Below are 15,197 nucleotides of genomic sequence, written 5' to 3' on the forward strand. Positions count from 1 at the left end.
ATGAAGAGTCATACCAGTCGCAGAGTAAAAGATGTCATGTCTGCAACCTATGCCATTGTTGATGGCTTGATGACGGTTCAGGAGGCAATAGGTATAGCGCGTGAAAACGAGGTTAAAGCGCTTATTGTGAATAAACGTCATGATGATGATGAATATGGTTTGGTGTTGATGAATGATATTGCGAAGAAAGTGTTGGCTCAGAATCGCTCACCGGCTAGAACCAATGTGTATGAGATAATGAGTAAGCCTGCGTTGTGTGTATCACCGGATATGAACGTGAAATATTGTGCACGATTGTTTGAACGATTTGGTATTAGTCGGGCTCCGGTTGTTTTAGACGGTAATGTGCTTGGGATGGTGAGTTACAACAATATTGTGGTGAAAGGCATGGTATTGGATTCAGAGATATAAACAGTCCGCCATAAGAGCGGAGTAACCGTTGTTTACTAACTTAAGACGCTATCTTCTGGAGAAAAACTGAGGGCATTGTTACACTCTCGGCAAACGTAAGACGATAGAGTAATTCAATATGAAACTGTTTTTTGCTTCTGATTTACATGGCTGCCTAGCCTCAACTAAAAAAGCTGTCGAAGCTTATCAAGCCTCAGGTGCGAAGCACTTTATTTTGCTTGGCGATATTCTCAATCATGGGCCAAGAAACCCAGTACCAGAAGCTTATGCTCCAGCGCAGGTAGCAGACCTTCTAAATGAATATAAAGACGATATTATTTCTGTGAGAGGCAACTGTGATAGCGAAGTCGATCAGATGCTGCTTGATTTCCCAGTATTGAGTGACTTTGCCATTGTGTTACTAGAAAGTGGTAAGCGATTATTCTTAACTCACGGCCACTTGTACAATCAAGATAGATTGCCTCCACTTAAAGGTGGTGATGTTTTAGCTCACGGGCATACACATTTACCTGTAGCAGAATCGATGGGCGAGTACACTTTGTTTAATCCGGGCTCTGTAACCTTACCTAAAGGCGGTAATGTAGCAAGCTATGGGCTACTGGAAGCGAGCAAACTCAGCGTTGTTAGCTTTGATGGGGATGTGTTAGCTGAAACGCAGATCTAATGCATTTAGATTATACCTAATAGAATCAATCGAATATGGGACCTTTAACAAAGCTACTCGTAAGTAGGGGAAGTGTTCGGTTGCAATGAGTCGTTGGATAGGTGAACTTAAATATGAATCAGGAGGATTGCTTTTTGATCGGCAAAGCGATGGTTTAGTTGTTGTTCTTGGTGGACAGGACGATCTTTTACTTCCAAAAGCAAAGGTTGCTATTGATATTTGCAAAAGTCAGAGAAGCTTGCGTTTTCAATACATAATGCCCCTGTTCCTATTGAATTAACGATCAGTTTTGGTGAGTTAATTGGTAGAGAAGAGATTGCCGATGTTATTAGTCGGTTGACAAACACCGTGGCATCACTGATTAGAAGGGACCGAGGGATAGCATTGCTTTCTGAATGCAGAGTGAACTTAGCTATTAAATCTAAACAAGAGGTGTCCCTTAATTTTGGTAAAGAGGAATCAGACTAAAGGTAACAATGCCTACCCAAAGCCCTGCTTCTTTTTGGGTTTTTATACACGACAAAGCCTGGCACAGTGGCCAGGCAAATAAATAGTGGGAACGGAGTATTAGTCGAAGCAGACTTGTGAGTATTCACCGAATAGAGGGTTATCACCCGATACGTGAGCACAGCCGTTTTTCGTGTCGAAGATCATCGTTTCAACGGTTACGAAATCTTTATCATATAACGTGATATTGATAGGTTTTTGATTAAGGATATACTTCATACCATCGACTGTTTTCTCTTTGGCAAAGTCTACGAAGTTTTGCGCGGCGGCTTCACGAGCAAATGAGTCGGCGAAGATTTCATTCGCTTCGGTCATTGGCATCATGCCTAAGATTCGTTCTTTCATTGCTGCGTTATGGTTCGCATGGCCGACACCGCCAGCACCACGAACAGCAACAAGGCCTTCCGCCGACATTTCTAACGCCGCTGAGTCACCAGAATCATCCGCTACAGTAAAGTTCATTGCTACAGGCGTTGTGTAGCCCTCTAGTTTACTGATTGCATCTTCAATACTTTTAGAGTGCGTAATAGCAGCAAATACCGCATCAATCGTAACTAGGTTATCGGCGTCGGCAGACGCGGTTTTAGCACTTGGTTCGCCCATTATGTTGAGTACGACACCGACGTGTTTACCCATACCTTGAAAGTGCCCCCCATCTGTTGGGATGAACATTACGTCGTCTGTTTTTACGATGCGAGTAGGAAACTCTTGCAGTTGTGAGATTCCTAAGTCGTTATTTTGTGCGACGATACCGCTGTCGTTAAACGCGATGGTTGTACAGCCTCGAATTTTAGTGAAATGCTCTGCCATCAGCTTCTCATCCGCTTCAGCGAGCAACTTATTCACAGTCCAATCCATTTGCAGCAGTGCGGCGTACAATTCATGAACTTCAACACCACGAATCTTTGCTTGTTTTTCCATGATGGCTGCGTATTCAGGTGCGATTTTTTTGTTGTTAGCGACTGAATTTTTTGCAATTTGAAGAACTTCAGTATCAGCTTGTAGACGATCTACGGTTGCTAAGAATTCCGCGACAGCATCTGGTCCTTTACCCGTTAAGTCGATGACCTCTGCACCTACTTGGACAGCAGGGCGTTCAGGATTCCAATAATCCAGTTTGTCACCAGCGACGTGTTCAGTGGCTAGAGCACCAAATGAAAGCACTGTAAGTGTTGCAATTGCAAGAATAGATTTTTTCATAATAAATAACCTTCGTCTGTAAAGGCAACTTGATGCGTAGCCTTTTAATTAAGTTGTGTGTTGACGGGCTCTACTATTGCACCATAATAAGATATGATGTAGTTCCAAATGGCCCATATTTGGAGTGGTTATTTAAAAAACAAGAGGATTAAGCAGTGCTAACATTATCAAGTCACAACCTTGAGTGTTTTATTGTGGCAGCTGAAATGGGAACATTTAATAAAGCGGCTCGTAAGTTAGGCAAGTCTTCGTCTACAGTGAGTCGCTGGATCGGTGAGCTTGAAGATGAATTAGGATATTTACTTTTTGATCGCCAAAGCAATGGTTTAGTGGTTGTGCTTAGTGAAAAAGGTGAGCTTTTACTTCCAAAAGCTAAGATTGCTATTGAGTATCTACAAAAGTTAGAGAGCTTAGCTTTTTCAATACATAATGACTCTGCTCCTCTTGAATTAACGATTAGTTTTGGTGAGTTAATTGATGGAGAAGGGATTGCCGATGTTATTAGTCGGCTGAAAGCATCGTGGCCAAACTTACACATCTCACTTAAAAATACGGATATGACTCATACCCAGTTAGCTCTTGATAATAAACTAGTCGATTTTGCACTTGGTATCGTTGCTGATTCCATTTACCCCAGCGTAGGTGGAGCACTGGTTGGCGAAGAGAATACAGCTTTGATTGCACATCCCGATAATCCCTTATGTGGTGAATCAAATGTACAGTTGGATATGTTATTGTCACACACTTCTATTTGGTCCTCTCCCTATGAACAAACTCATAAATACGATACAGCCTTATTTAAAAGTGTAGAGATGATTGAGTGCTGTGATGCCAACACTGTAGTTTCATTGGTCAAAAGAGACCTCGGGATAGCGTTGCTTCCAGAATACATAGTGCATCCGGCTATTCAATCGAAGCAAGTGGTGTCGCTTAATTTTGATAAAAGAGAAATCGATGCGTCGTTTCAGTTGATGCTTTATTACAGATTAGACTATCCCCACAGTGATGTTATTGATGAGATCGTCCTAGCTCTGAGGGATTGGTTTGGTTACGAGAAATAGCAGAGTTGATGTCCAGATATGGCTCTATTTAAATTTAATAAGGCCTAGTTAATGTAGATGAATTTGTTTAGGAAGGATTTTCTTTAGGGCAAGTAAATCAATGATCTGTTAGCGTGTAGTGGATATGAACAATAGCCTGTTTATGAGCCTAGATCTTAAATTGAAGTTTTTCCTAAAGTTAACTTTGCTCTAGAAATACACCCTAACAGACTTAGATAATTAGCATGTTAGGGTGTTATTTTCATCACGCGAACTAATAAAACTATTAGAAAGCGTAATAAGCGTTTTTTCTATTTTAATTTACAGTGTTGGAGTCGATACCAATACCCGAGAACCATGGCCAAGGCTGGTAAGTAAGATCGAATTGTCATCGATGATATCTACACGTCGACTTTGTTGAGCATCGGTGATGAATAGTTGCTTTATGACTCGAAGCTGTGATTCAGTGAAGTCCTGACTATCGATAGCAGAAGAATCTTTAAACTCTTTAGGGTCGATGAGTAGGTAGTTATCACTTAATTGCCAAACACCTGATTCGGTAATGTTCATTGTAAATGAAACCACATTTACGTCGTTGAACAGTTGAATACGTGATGCACGGATATAGTCACCATTGGGTAGGTATTTCACATTAGACATAATGTGAACCTTGTTAAGAGGCCCGATGCTATCGTCAGCTAAATCCGAGTAAACAAATGTATCAAGGTTTGTTTGCCACTCTCGAGAGGTCAGCACTTGCTCTATTTTGACATCGCTGCCCCAGTACAACCAACCACTGAATACTACAGAGATCACTAATAAAATGGATGCTACGCGCTGGTTCATTGCTTACGACCTCCGGTTGCGCAGATCTTGGTAAGATCTTGTTGTTTGCCGACAAGGCGGACAGTGCTATTTTCAGAGGTAAACTGTGGACCATGAATGTAGCTTAAGTAGAGTTGCTCAGATTGGCTTGCTGTAGCAATGACTTCTACAGGATCTGATTCGTCCGTATAGGCTGTCATGTAATAGTCTACACAGCTTTCGATGCTTTCCATCCAGTTGGTCAGATCAGGGTGGCCTTCGGTTGTTTTAACCTGCACACCTTTGACGACCGTGACGGCGCGGAATGTAGACGGTGATGAGTTAGGGGTAGTCAGCGCAATAATAGGTAATAAAATTGCGATAAACAGTATAATTCGAGTGTTTGTGTCCCAATGTGCCCAAAAGGCTTGTTTCTTGGCGCTTTGTTCGGCTTTAGATTCTTTTAGCTGCGATGTGGTAATCGAAGCAAGAGCTGGCTCAGTTGCTGCTGTTGCTACTTTTTCCTCTGTTTGAGGAGTAGGCGTTTCACGTTCGACAGACGAGATTAACTGATAGCCACGTTTCGGCACAGTCTTTACAAACTGTGGAGATTTAGTGGAGTCTTTTAGCATTTTTCTAAGAGTAGAAATCGCTTGAGTCAGGCTAGAGTCATCAACTTGAAAACCTTGATCTCTCCAAACAAATTCATGCAGTTGGTCACGAGTAACCACATCATTAGGATGTTCGCAAAGTAGGGTGAGGATTCGACTTTCATTACTACCAAGTCGCACTAAACTATCGTCATCTGATTGATCGATAAGTGAGTTGCTGTTTGGATCAAAAATATACTTCTGGGCTAGTACGTATTTAATACCGATTTTACTCATTTAGATCTTCTTTGATTTTCGCTGACACGCTTCCTTAACCACCACACTCATTCCATATGAAGTGTGAGTTATATCGCCTTTTAGAACGAATAACCGCCATAGCATAATAAAATTTTATCTAAAAAACAGTTTTTTTATAGTAATTGACCTTGAAATTGCACTTATTACCCTTATTTCATGCTTCATGAGTACAAGCGCCAATGAATATGAACTTGGTGCAGTTATGAGTAAACATAAAGTATGGAGTCAAAATGAGCGAGACTGTGTCAGCAAACAAAGAAACTCGAGGTTTCCAATCAGAGGTAAAGCAACTGCTGCACCTTATGATTCACTCACTGTATTCAAACAAAGAAATTTTCTTACGTGAGCTTATTTCTAACGCGTCAGATGCCTCAGATAAGCTGCGCTTCCAAGCACTATCTGAACCTGATCTATATCAAGGTGAGGCTGACCTTGGTGTGAAGCTTTCTTTTGATGAGAAGACCAACACATTGACAGTATCGGACAATGGCATTGGTATGAGCCGTGACGATGTGATTGAGCACCTAGGCACAATCGCTAAGTCGGGCACTGCTGAGTTCTTCTCTAAGCTTTCTGATGACCAATCAAAAGATTCACAACTTATTGGTCAATTTGGTGTTGGTTTTTATTCTGCCTTTATCGTTGCAGACGCAGTGACTGTGCGTACACGTGCTGCAGGTCTATCGGCTGATCACGGTGTGCAATGGCATTCTGCGGGTGAAGGCGATTACACCATTGAAGACATTACTAAAGAAAGCCGCGGTACTGATATTGTTCTTCATATGCGTGATGAAGGCAAAGAGTTCTTATCTGAATGGCGCCTACGAGAGGTAATTAGCAAGTACTCTGACCATATTGGTATTCCTGTTTCTATTCTTACCAAGGTAACGGATGAAGAAGGCAAAGAAACAGACGAGACCAAGTGGGAGCAAATCAACAAGGCGCAAGCGCTTTGGACTCGTGCAAAATCTGACATCAATGATGAAGAGTATAAAGAGTTCTACAAGCATGTATCTCACGACTTTGCTGATCCATTGCTTTGGAGTCATAACAAGGTAGAAGGTAAGAACGATTACACAAGCCTGTTATACGTTCCTTCAAAAGCACCTTGGGACATGATGAACCGTGATCACAAGAGCGGCCTTAAGCTGTATGTGCAACGCGTATTCATCATGGATGACGCAGAACAGTTCATGCCATCGTACCTGCGCTTTGTTAAAGGCTTGATTGATTCAAACGACCTGCCACTCAACGTGTCGCGTGAAATCCTACAAGACAACAAGGTGACCCAGTCACTGCGTAATGCTTGTACTAAGCGCGTTCTTACTATGCTAGAGAAACTGGCTAAGAAAGACGATGAGAAGTACCTGTCTTTCTGGAAAGAATTTGGCCTAGTGTTAAAAGAAGGTCCTGCAGAAGATGCTTCTAACAAAGAGAAAATTGCAGGTCTATTGCGTTTTGCTTCAACAGAAGTTGATAGCAACGAGCAGTCGGTAAGCCTTGCAAGCTATGTTGAGCGTATGAAAGAAGGTCAAGATAAGATCTATTTCCTTACTGCTGATAGCTATGCTGCGGCTAAAAACAGCCCACACCTTGAGCAATTTAAAGCGAAAGGTATTGAGGTCGTGCTGATGTTCGATCGCATCGATGAGTGGCTAATGAACTACCTAACAGAGTTCGATGGCAAACAATTCCAGTCCATTACTAAAGCGGGCTTAGATCTTAGCAAGTTTGAAGACGAGCAAGAGAAAGAGAAGCAGAAAGAGACAGAAGAAGAGTTTAAATCTGTGGTTGAGCGTACGGGAGAGTACCTTGGCGATCGTGTGAAAGAGGTTCGTACCACCTTTAAGCTAGCAAGTACTCCTGCGGTAGTCGTTACCGATGACATGGAAATGGGCACGCAAATGGCTAAGCTTCTTGAAGCAGCCGGTCAAGCCGCTCCTGAGGTGAAGTACATTCTAGAGCTAAACCCTGAGCACGACTTGGTTAAGCAGATGGCAGATACAGCTGATGAGATTGCTTTTGGTCGTTATGTTGAACTTCTACTTGGTCAAGCAATGCTTGCAGAGCGCGGTTCTCTCGAAGACCCAAGTCAGTTCCTAAGCGCGGTAAATCAGTTGTTGATTAAATAGTCAACCCTGTTGATTGCTCAGCAAAGCTGAACATTGAGCCCAGAATTATGATAGTATTCTGGGCTTAATCATTACTAAAAGTATAGTTATACCGAAACTTACAACAAAATCAGTGGCTTACTGTTTGTGGTCGGTTTGTGAGCTTCGGTATAAAAGAAGATCATTAAAGAGGAAAAACAATGCGCATCATTCTTTTAGGTGCTCCTGGTGCAGGTAAAGGCACTCAGGCTCAGTTCATCATGGAAAAATACGGTATCCCACAAATTTCTACTGGTGACATGCTACGTGCTGCTATCAAGGCGGGCACTGAGTTAGGCAAAAAAGCTAAAGGTGTAATTGATGCAGGCCAATTGGTTTCTGACGATATCATTCTAGGTCTAATCAAAGAGCGTATTGCACAAGACGATTGTGAAAAAGGTTTCCTACTAGATGGTTTCCCACGCACTATCCCTCAGGCAGATGGCCTTAAAGAGATGGGTATTGACGTAGATTACGTTATCGAATTTGACGTAGCTGACGATGTGATTGTTGAGCGTATGGCTGGTCGTCGTGCTCACCTTCCATCGGGTCGTACATACCACGTTGTATTTAACCCGCCTAAAGAGGAAGGTAAAGACGACGTAACAGGTGAAGCTCTTGTGGTTCGTGATGACGACAAAGAAGAGACTGTACGTGCTCGCCTAGGTGTATACCACACGCAAACTGCTCCGCTAGTTCAGTACTATGGTAAAGAAGCAGAAGCTGGTAACACTAAGTACCTTAAGTTCGATGGTACTAAGAAAGTTGCAGAAGTAAGCTCTGACATCGAAAAAGCGTTATCTTAATCATTGCTTATTACTAAGCGAATTTAGATACTAGAAGGACGACCTATTGGTCGTCCTTTTTTATTGCTTAGATGTTAGGACGTTATGGAAAACCAATCTAAAACAGGGGTGTTATTAGTTAATCTAGGAACCCCAGATGAAGCAACCCCTAAAGCGGTTAAACGATTTTTGAGCCAGTTTCTACACGATAAGCGTGTTGTGGATATGACGCGCTGGCTATGGTGCCCGTTACTACACGGTGTAATACTGCCTATTCGCGCGCCCAAAGTAGCGAAGCTCTATCAAGGGGTGTGGATGAATGAAGGTTCTCCCTTGATGGTATTTTCTCGCAGGCAAGCGAGTAAATTGAAACAAAGTCTTAATGTCCCTGTAGAACTTGGGATGACCTATGGTAATCCAAGTCTACTTACTGGCGTACAGTCGTTAGTTGAGCAAGGCGTTGAAAAGGTCATAGTGCTACCCTTGTACCCGCAATACTCGGCAACGACTACAGCCGCTGTTGTCGATGGTCTAGGTAAAGCCTTCAAAAAGATGACGGTAGTGCCAGCCTTTGATGTGATTGGCGACTATCACGATCACCCGCTTTATATTAAGGCTTTAGCTGATTCAGTGAGAGACGCTTGGCATGAGCGTGGAGAGAGTCAATACCTGCTTTGCTCTTACCACGGGATACCAAAACGATACGCAGACAATGGTGATGTTTACCCTCAACATTGTGAGAAAACCACAGAGCTATTGGCCAAAGAACTTGAGCTAGGCCCAGATAGAATTGGCATGACTTATCAATCACGCTTTGGTCGCGAAGAATGGTTGCAGCCGTACACGGATAAGACGCTTGAGAAATTACCTAATCAAGATGTTAAGACGCTAGATATCATGGCCCCCGCTTTTTCGGTTGATTGTCTTGAAACGCTTGAAGAGCTGTCGGAAGAATGTTGTGACATTTATAAAGATGCTGGTGGTGAGAGCTTTAACTATATCCCGTGTCTTAATGATAGCGAAGCCCATATTAAGTTGATGGCAAGCCTAGTTAGCGCTCGCTTACTGATTAGCGAGTGAGCATTCACTTTCGGTCTGATTTCATGTTGCGAAGTGAACTGATAAAATAACGCTACTAGCAACGGGTGCAAAGCCTGTCAGAAATTAAAAGGCAACAGCCATGAAACGATGGTATTTATTGTATTGTAAGCGTGGCGATCAAGAGCGAGCGCAAATGCACCTTGAAAATCAAGGTGTTGAAGTTTATTACCCGAAGGTTACCGTTGATAAAATGGTTCGAGGTAAGCGTCAGAAGAAATCCGAGCCTTTGTTTCCAAGCTATATGTTTGTGCGCTTTGATTTTGAAGTAGGACCTTCGTTTACCACTGTGCGCTCAACGCGAGGGGTGTCAGACTTTATTCGAAACGGTGCTTATCCCACAGAATTGCAGGGTGATCTAGTTTATTCACTGAAGCAGCTTGAAGGAAGTCAGGAAGAGATTCAGTCTGACTCTCATCAAAAGGGTGATCAGGTTACTATCAAGTCAGGACAGTTTGCCGGTATTGATGCTATTTATCATGAAGCGGATGGTGAGAAGCGCTCTATTTTGTTGATTACAATGATCAACAAGAAGGTCGAGGTGAATGTAAACAATCAGGATATAGAGGCTAAAGGCTAAAGGCTAAAGGCTTTACTGTACTAATAAATGCGTCATGCCCGAGTGCTTTTATCGGGCATCTGATTCTATTTAGGTCCCCGATAAAAACCTCGAGGACGACGATTATTAATCGTACGACAGCTAAAGTCATGAACTAATAAGTTCAATAACTGATTAGTTCACATTTAGATGCATTATCAAAACTGGTGTATGAAAATCTTGCTAGAAGCTAAAACAAGACACAGAATAAAAAAGGGCGCTTAATAGCGCCCTTTTTTGTTGCTTGCTGAGAGATTAGTAAGCTTCGTTGTGAACCGCTTTAACTGCTCGACCTGAAGGATCGGCGTTGTTCTTAAACGATTCATCCCATTCAATCGCTTTTGCTGAAGAGCAGGCTACCGATGGGCCACCAGGAACACATTCTGCTGCAGACGGCAGTGGGAACAAGTCTTCAAAGATCTCGCGGTACACATAACCTTCTTTAGTGAGAGGTGTGTTGTACGGGAAGCGGAATTTAGCGGTTTCCATTTGCTGGTCCGTTACCTTCGCTTCTGCTACCTCTCGCAAGGTATCAATCCAGCTGTAGCCTACGCCATCAGAGAACTGTTCTTTTTGACGCCAAGCAATTGCTTCTGGAAGGTAGTGTTCAAAGCACTCACGTAGGATGTGTTTTTCCATCTTACCGTTGCCACACATTTTGTCGGCTGGGTTTAGACGCATTGCCACATCAATAAATTCTTTATCTAGGAAAGGCACACGACCTTCTACGCCCCATGCAGCTAATGATTTGTTTGCACGAGCACAGTCAAACATGTTGAGAGCTAGTAGCTTGCGTACTGTCTCTTCGTGGAACTCTTGTGCATTTGGTGCCTTGTGGAAGTACAGGTAGCCGCCAAAGATTTCATCTGCACCTTCACCAGAAAGTACCATCTTGATGCCCATCGCCTTGATCTTGCGACCCATCAAGAACATAGGGGTTGACGCACGGATTGTGGTCACATCATAGGTTTCAATGTGGTAGATAACATCACGAATCGCATCCAAGCCTTCTTGAATCGTGTACGTCATTTCATGGTGAACTGTGCCGATTTGATCGGCTACTTCACGAGCCGCTTTCAAATCTGGCGCACCCTCAAGGCCAACAGCAAATGAGTGCAGTTGTGGCCACCATGCTTCTGACTGACCGTCATCTTCAACACGCATTGCGGCGAAGCGTTTTGCGACAGCTGAGGTGATAGAAGAATCCAAACCACCAGACAATAATACGCCGTATGGCACGTCGGTCATTAGCTGACGCTTAACTGCAGCTTCAAGCGCTTCAGTTAGATCTTCTTTGCTAGTGGAGTTGCCTTGAACTGCTGCGTATTCGTTCCAGTCACGGATGTAGTAACGTGTTGGAGCGAGTGCGCCTGACTCTAAGTAGGAGCCTGGAGGGAATTCGCTGACTGTTTTACACACAGGTACCAGTGCTTTCATTTCTGAAGCGAGGTAGAAATTTCCGTGCTCATCATGACCTTGATACAGTGGAATGATACCAATATGGTCACGACCAATGAGGTACGTTTCTTTTTCTTCATCGTAAAGAATAAACGCAAAGATACCATTTAGCTCTTCAAGTAAGTCTGCACCCATATCTTGATAGAGTGCGAGGATAACTTCACAGTCAGAATCTGTTTGGAAGTCGTACTTTCCTTCGTAACGTGCTCGGATTTCTTTATGGTTGTATATCTCACCATTAACCGCTAGAACCAATTTTTTATCTGGGCTATATAGAGGTTGTGCGCCACTGTTTAGGCCAACAATAGCCAAACGTTCGTGCGCCAGAATCGCTTTCTCTGATGAGTAAATACCAGACCAATCAGGTCCGCGGTGACGAAGTTTCTTCGACATCTCTAACGCCAATGGGCGAAGTTTCTCTGCATCACTTTTTATGTCGAGGATACCAAATACCGAACACATATATCTTCCTTATAAATTCATTTCCGTATGTGTTCAATTTGCCATTGTCGCTAAAAAAAGCAACCCACTAACCAATATTTAAATAATCAAAGAGTGACTAAGGTTGAATTTATTTAATAAAAAAGAACTTTTATTAGATGGTATCTAATTTAAGTCAACAATTAGACGATACAGAGTAGAGCTAGACCTAGCTGGCAATAAAGTAATTATTGCGACCGCCTGATTTGACGCGGTATAGGGCTTGGTCTGCACGCTCAAAAAATGACACTTTGTCCATAGAGTGTGAATCAAATTCACAACCGCCGATACTGACGGTAAGATGCGATTGAATCGGATGAGGAATGGCGAGTTCATTGATGGTATGTAAAATTTGTTGTGCGAGTAATTCGAGTCCTTTGCTATGTGTATCAGGAAGCAAAAGCACAAACTCTTCTCCGCCATAACGAGCGACGATATCCGTTGGCCGTTTAGCCACTTTTTCTAGGGCTTTTGCCACCTTTGTTAAATAGACATCCCCTGTATGATGTCCCAGCTGGTCATTTACCATTTTGAAATGATCGATATCTATTATCAATAACCCTAAAGGTGCCGATGAGCGCGTAGTCCTTTTTATTTCGTTTCTTAAATGTTGATCGAAGTAACCGCGGTTGAAGATTCCAGTCAGTGCGTCTTTACCGATTAATTGCTGAAGCTGTTTCTTCTGAGCTTCTAGTTCCATTAGTTGTATGGTGATTTGTTTTTTGGCTTTCCATTGCTCTTTGTCGTAAATGAAAGCTTGTAACTTGGTTTTATAATGGTCATTACCTAAATAAAGCATCCAACCAAACATGATGGAAAGAGAGATAAGTAAGTGTATGGAGGTGATTGTTGCGTCTTGGGCTACATCAACAATCCAGAATCCTGTCATTAAGCTAAAACCCCATACATAAATGATTTCTCTGATACGTAGGATCATCATCTTAGCCATAGCGGTAACCAAGATTACTGAAAGAGGCGACAGAGTGACGGATAGAGTGATCATAGCGGCATGTTGTGCTGCTAGCATGTTTGAGACTAAGAACAGGCACGCTAGATTACTGTTGTTGTTCGCGGGCAACTTTATCAGAATGAATCTGAAGAGCAAAAAGACTAACGGCAGTACATAGACCATGTAAAAATGAAAAAAGGAGTTAACCTCTTCTTCTATTAATAGAAAACTTCGAGCTTCCCAAAGAGGCATAAAAATGCCAAGCGACAGCATTGATAGTGCAAGGATAGGAAGCCAGAATTTTAATTGCTTTTTATTGTTTTCCGCTACATAGGCATTGAAACCACGAGGAAGGTCGTCGGTGTTGAAGGTCGGAATCACACATACTCACTCGAAAAAGGTTTTGTATCAATAATAGAACAAGTCTGAACCAAAAAAGGAATATTCCTTATTATCAATGAAATAAAGTAAATCGAGCCCTCTTTGAGGGCTCGATTTTGCTTTATTTCATGGTTGTGAAATTCGGATTTAATGTATCACATACATGCCGAGCAAATCCGCTTCCCGCTTCTCTATAAATATCAAAGGCTGCATCGGCGCCAAGTTCGATAAACTGCTCAACCTGATCTTGATATTCGGCAATAGCGGCTATTTTTCCTTGGTAACCTCGTAGTCGCAATTGTTCTAAGGCGTAGCGATTACCTTGGTTATTTGGAATGGCAAGCAAGACTAATTTAATCTGATCCAGATTTTGAATGCGTTCCCAAAAGTCGGAGTCGGTAACATCGCCACAGATGGTATTTCTAGCATGGCGTTGGTGATGGTCCGCTGTATCATTTCGTATTTCTATACCTAAACAAATATCACCGTGGCGCTCAGTGAGTTCATCGTAGGCACCAGTACCAATTCGACCCATACCGAGAACCATAACCTGAGCTTGGCCAACACCAATAAACTGGTCTCGGATATTAATTTTGGCATCACTATGTTCTTTAAGCCAACTGGCACTGCGGCGATAGATGCTATTACTAAAGCGATTAAGAGGGGCTGCAATAATAAATGAAATTGAAACGGCTAGGGCTATAGAGACCATAATATCTCCGGAGATCCAACCCTGCTTGTAAGCTAAACCACCGACAATTAAACCAAATTCACTGAAATTAAACAGCGTTAACGACGCAAGTAGTGACGTTCGTACCCGAAATTTGAATCGGTCTAATATCAAGTAATACAGAATTCCTTTGACTGGCAATAGCAGCATGAATACCAAAGCCAGAATCAATCCAGCCAAAGTCGGCTGTTCAGAAAGACCGATGTTGAGAAAGAAACAGACCAAGAACATTTCTTTCAAATTAAACAGAGATTTAGAAAGCTCGGAAGACTTGCTATGTCCGGCAAGGAGCATACCAAGAATTAGAGCGCCTAGGTCGCCTTTGACACCCACTAATTCAAATAACCCAGCCCCCACTACTAACGCAAAGAAGATACCACCAAGCACCAATAACTCACCGTGACCCACTTTATCTAGTACTTTATAAAAGAGCGGGCGGACTAACGGCAGAGCGAAAAGGAAAATGGCATACCATTCAGGGACTTTACCTGTCGATACGGTAAGAAAAGCCACGGCAAAGATATCTTGCATGACTAAGATACCAATAGCTAATGTGCCGTAGACTGAGTTTATCTCACCATTATCTTGTAGGGCTTTAATGGCAAATACGGTACTAGAAAAAGAGAGTGCAAAACCCAAGATAATGAGTTGTTCAAAGGACATATCCGCGAAAAGACTGACACCGATAACCTGCAGAGCGACTAAACAAAAAGTAAAGAAGGCGGTAGAAGCTAGGTTGTGCAGGGTTGCACCAGCCCAAATCTCTTTGGACAGTAACACCTTAATATCAAGCTTTAGGCCGATAGTGAATAACAGTAAGGTAACGCCAAGATCAGCAAGCTGATTGATTGCATCGTTGCTTTCGAAACCAAAGGCATTGAGAGTGAAGCCAGCCAGTAAAAAACCGACAAGGGGAGGGAGGTTGCAGCGTTGCGCGACAAAGCCAGCAACAAAAGCGCCCAAGATGAGCATTATATCCATTTATGCAGTCTCGAAAGTGGTTGATAATTTGGCGCATATTCAACCACAAACGA

At 42.6% G+C, this 15,197-nt stretch carries 14 protein-coding genes; 8 read left to right on the top strand and 6 right to left on the bottom strand.

Annotated features, from left to right (window positions below):
- From OCU48_RS03845 to OCU48_RS03855, 3 genes are all read left to right on the top strand, one after another.
- On the top strand, window positions 1-411 hold the full coding sequence (locus tag OCU48_RS03845; protein ID WP_141343798.1) for a CBS domain-containing protein: 411 nt from the start codon (window positions 1-3) through the stop codon (window positions 409-411).
- Window positions 412-529: 118 nt separating this feature from the next.
- Window positions 530-1,075 carry a phosphodiesterase gene (gene yfcE, locus OCU48_RS03850; protein WP_141343799.1) on the top strand — a complete coding sequence of 182 codons (546 nt, stop codon included), beginning with the start codon at window positions 530-532 and terminating at the stop codon, window positions 1,073-1,075.
- Between the two features lie 85 nt (window positions 1,076-1,160).
- A complete protein-coding gene (locus OCU48_RS03855; protein WP_141343800.1) occupies window positions 1,161-1,355 on the top strand; it encodes a hypothetical protein in 195 nt (64 codons plus the stop codon).
- Between the two features lie 287 nt (window positions 1,356-1,642).
- Here the strand turns inward: OCU48_RS03855 and OCU48_RS03860 are convergent, their stop codons facing one another.
- On the bottom strand, window positions 1,643-2,782 hold the full coding sequence (locus tag OCU48_RS03860; protein ID WP_141343801.1) for a C45 family autoproteolytic acyltransferase/hydrolase: 1,140 nt from the start codon (window positions 2,780-2,782) through the stop codon (window positions 1,643-1,645).
- A 155-nt stretch (window positions 2,783-2,937) separates the two neighbouring features.
- Here OCU48_RS03860 and OCU48_RS03865 point away from each other — a divergent pair, with 155 nt between their 5' ends.
- Complete coding sequence (locus OCU48_RS03865) at window positions 2,938-3,843, top strand: LysR family transcriptional regulator (protein ID WP_280176867.1); 906 nt, start codon at window positions 2,938-2,940, stop codon at window positions 3,841-3,843.
- 300 nt (window positions 3,844-4,143) lie between these two features.
- Here OCU48_RS03865 and OCU48_RS03870 read toward each other — a convergent pair whose 3' ends face one another.
- Window positions 4,144-4,668 (bottom strand): regulatory protein ToxS, encoded by a 525-nt coding sequence (locus tag OCU48_RS03870; RefSeq protein ID WP_141343803.1) that lies wholly within the window; start codon window positions 4,666-4,668, stop codon window positions 4,144-4,146.
- Window positions 4,665-5,513: a winged helix-turn-helix domain-containing protein gene (locus tag OCU48_RS03875; RefSeq protein ID WP_141343804.1), complete on the bottom strand. Its 849-nt coding sequence runs from the start codon at window positions 5,511-5,513 to the stop codon at window positions 4,665-4,667. Before OCU48_RS03875 ends, OCU48_RS03870 begins: the two co-directional genes overlap by 4 nt.
- A gap of 251 nt (window positions 5,514-5,764) precedes the next feature.
- Here OCU48_RS03875 and htpG point away from each other — a divergent pair, with 251 nt between their 5' ends.
- The 4 genes from htpG (at window position 5,765) to rfaH (ending at window position 10,147) form a co-directional block, all read left to right on the top strand.
- Window positions 5,765-7,666 (top strand): molecular chaperone HtpG, encoded by a 1,902-nt coding sequence (htpG, locus tag OCU48_RS03880; protein WP_141343805.1) that lies wholly within the window; start codon window positions 5,765-5,767, stop codon window positions 7,664-7,666.
- Between the two features lie 179 nt (window positions 7,667-7,845).
- Window positions 7,846-8,490, top strand: a complete 645-nt coding sequence (gene adk, locus OCU48_RS03885; protein ID WP_141343806.1) for an adenylate kinase — start codon at window positions 7,846-7,848, stop codon at window positions 8,488-8,490.
- Between the two features lie 84 nt (window positions 8,491-8,574).
- A complete protein-coding gene (gene hemH / locus OCU48_RS03890) occupies window positions 8,575-9,549 on the top strand; it encodes a ferrochelatase (protein ID WP_141343807.1) in 975 nt (324 codons plus the stop codon).
- A 100-nt stretch (window positions 9,550-9,649) separates the two neighbouring features.
- Complete coding sequence (gene rfaH, locus OCU48_RS03895) at window positions 9,650-10,147, top strand: transcription/translation regulatory transformer protein RfaH (RefSeq protein WP_141343808.1); 498 nt, start codon at window positions 9,650-9,652, stop codon at window positions 10,145-10,147.
- A gap of 273 nt (window positions 10,148-10,420) precedes the next feature.
- Here the strand turns inward: rfaH and asnB are convergent, their stop codons facing one another.
- The 3 genes from asnB to OCU48_RS03910 all read right to left on the bottom strand — a co-directional run bounded on the left by asnB (window position 10,421) and on the right by OCU48_RS03910 (window position 15,144).
- Window positions 10,421-12,085, bottom strand: a complete 1,665-nt coding sequence (gene asnB / locus OCU48_RS03900) for an asparagine synthase B (protein WP_141343809.1) — start codon at window positions 12,083-12,085, stop codon at window positions 10,421-10,423.
- Window positions 12,086-12,272: 187 nt separating this feature from the next.
- Entirely contained in the window at window positions 12,273-13,433 is a 1,161-nt protein-coding gene (locus OCU48_RS03905) for a GGDEF domain-containing protein (protein ID WP_141343810.1), read from the bottom strand.
- A 121-nt stretch (window positions 13,434-13,554) separates the two neighbouring features.
- Window positions 13,555-15,144, bottom strand: a complete 1,590-nt coding sequence (locus OCU48_RS03910) for a cation:proton antiporter family protein (RefSeq protein WP_167496139.1) — start codon at window positions 15,142-15,144, stop codon at window positions 13,555-13,557.
- Between the last annotated feature and the right edge of the window lie 53 nt (window positions 15,145-15,197).

The organism is Vibrio inusitatus (genome assembly GCA_024346935.1).
Taxonomy (GTDB): Bacteria; Pseudomonadota; Gammaproteobacteria; order Enterobacterales; family Vibrionaceae; genus Vibrio; species Vibrio inusitatus.

Excerpts from the sequence above, each read along its gene's own strand:
- OCU48_RS03875 (WP_141343804.1), bottom strand. The coding sequence starts at position 5,513 with ATGAGTAAAATCGGTATTAAATACGTACTAGCCCAGAAGTATATTTTT.
- yfcE (WP_141343799.1), top strand. The coding sequence starts at position 530 with ATGAAACTGTTTTTTGCTTCTGATTTACATGGCTGCCTAGCCTCAACT.
- OCU48_RS03845 (WP_141343798.1), top strand. The coding sequence starts at position 1 with ATGAAGAGTCATACCAGTCGCAGAGTAAAAGATGTCATGTCTGCAACC.
- hemH (WP_141343807.1), top strand. The coding sequence starts at position 8,575 with ATGGAAAACCAATCTAAAACAGGGGTGTTATTAGTTAATCTAGGAACC.
- OCU48_RS03910 (WP_167496139.1), bottom strand. The coding sequence starts at position 15,144 with ATGGATATAATGCTCATCTTGGGCGCTTTTGTTGCTGGCTTTGTCGCG.
- adk (WP_141343806.1), top strand. The coding sequence starts at position 7,846 with ATGCGCATCATTCTTTTAGGTGCTCCTGGTGCAGGTAAAGGCACTCAG.
- OCU48_RS03860 (WP_141343801.1), bottom strand. The coding sequence starts at position 2,782 with ATGAAAAAATCTATTCTTGCAATTGCAACACTTACAGTGCTTTCATTT.
- asnB (WP_141343809.1), bottom strand. The coding sequence starts at position 12,085 with ATGTGTTCGGTATTTGGTATCCTCGACATAAAAAGTGATGCAGAGAAA.
- OCU48_RS03870 (WP_141343803.1), bottom strand. The coding sequence starts at position 4,668 with ATGAACCAGCGCGTAGCATCCATTTTATTAGTGATCTCTGTAGTATTC.
- htpG (WP_141343805.1), top strand. The coding sequence starts at position 5,765 with ATGAGCGAGACTGTGTCAGCAAACAAAGAAACTCGAGGTTTCCAATCA.
- rfaH (WP_141343808.1), top strand. The coding sequence starts at position 9,650 with ATGAAACGATGGTATTTATTGTATTGTAAGCGTGGCGATCAAGAGCGA.
- OCU48_RS03855 (WP_141343800.1), top strand. The coding sequence starts at position 1,161 with ATGAGTCGTTGGATAGGTGAACTTAAATATGAATCAGGAGGATTGCTT.